1 protein-coding gene is annotated in these 1,377 nt (G+C 68.6%); it reads right to left on the bottom strand.

The features are described 5' to 3' along the window. Nucleotides 1-213 precede the first annotated feature (213 nt). Nucleotides 214-1,197, bottom strand: a complete 984-nt coding sequence (locus NS184_RS16970) for a D-ribose ABC transporter substrate-binding protein (protein WP_058727237.1) — start codon at nt 1,195-1,197, stop codon at nt 214-216. Nucleotides 1,198-1,377 lie beyond the last annotated feature (180 nt).

Below are 1,377 nucleotides of genomic sequence, written 5' to 3' on the forward strand. Positions count from 1 at the left end.
TGGGCTCGGAGATGTGTACACGAGAAAGTCGCTACGGGGCGTCCGTCGGGTCGCCGGGGCTCCGGCCACGACCGCCTGGACGGTGCCGGTGCCGGTGCCGGTGCCGGTGCCGGTGCCGGTGCCGGTGCATGTTTCTCCGGGAGCACATGCGTCGGCCCCGGTCCCGCACCGTGTGGTGCAGGACCGGGGCCGACGTCCGCGGTCAGGGACGCGTCACTCGGAGAGCGTGAACGGCGAGGTCACCTTGTCCGCGTTCTCCTTCGTGATGAGCACGCAGTCGAACGCCTGCTTCTCCTGCGCCGCGCCGGTCTTGCCCGTGCGGAGGTACTCGTCGGCCTCCTGCACGGCCTTCTTGGCGAACGTCGCGACCGGCTGGAGCACCGTGTACTGCAGCTCGCCCGCCTTCACGGCGTCGACCGCATCCGGCGAGCCGTCGAAGCCGCCGACCTTCACCTGGTCGAGCTTCCCGGCCTCCTTGAGGGCCGCGATCGCGCCGAGCGCCATCTCGTCGTTGCCGGAGATGATCCCCTTGATGTCGGGGTTGGCCTGGAGGATCGACTGGGTCTTGTCGTGGCCCTGCGTCCGGTCCCAGTTCGCGACCTGCTTGGCGACCTCCTTGAGGTCCGGGTACTGGGAGAGGACGGTCTTGTAGCCGTTGGACCGGGTCTGGGCGTTGTTGTCCGACGGCGCGCCGAACAGCTCCGCGTAGTTGCCGGAGTCCCCGACCGACTTGACCCACTGCTGCGCGCCGATCGCCGCACCCTGGGCGTTGTTCGACACGAGCTGGGCCTTCGCGAGTCCGGCCTGGTTGATCTCCGCGTTCACGAGGAACACCGGGATGCCCGCGGCGTCCGCCTTCTTCACGGCGCCGATCGACCCGCTCGCGTTGGCCGGGTCGAGGATGATCGCGACCGACTTGTTCGTGATGGCGGTGTCGATGAGGTTGCTCTCGGTGTTGGTGTCACCCTTCGACGCAGACACGTTCGACTTGTAGCCGAGCGACTTCGCCTCAGCGGACGCGACGTCGCCCTCCGTCTTCCAGTACGGGTTCGACGGGTCGTTCACGATGATGGAGATGAGGCCGCCCTTCTTCGACGAGCCGTTGCCGCCGGAGGCGGCACCGCCGGCGGAGCAGCCCGTCAGGACCAGGCTCAGTCCGACTCCCGCTGCGAGCACCGTTGCGAGCTTGCGGTTCATGGTGGGTTTCCTTTCGCTGTGGACCGTGTGACGGGAGGGTCAGACGGCTGTCTTCTCGCCGACGACCGCCGGGGGCTCGGTGTCGGTGGGAGAGGTCTGTCGGGGGCCCGCTGCACCGCCGGCGCGTGCCGGACGCCGCTTGTACTGGACCGCGTTGAGGAGGACGGCGAACACGATGAC

This window comes from Curtobacterium luteum (assembly GCF_001475545.1).
GTDB lineage: Bacteria > Actinomycetota > Actinomycetes > Actinomycetales > Microbacteriaceae > Curtobacterium > Curtobacterium luteum_A.

Excerpts from the sequence above, each read along its gene's own strand:
- NS184_RS16970 (WP_058727237.1), bottom strand. The coding sequence starts at position 1,197 with ATGAACCGCAAGCTCGCAACGGTGCTCGCAGCGGGAGTCGGACTGAGC.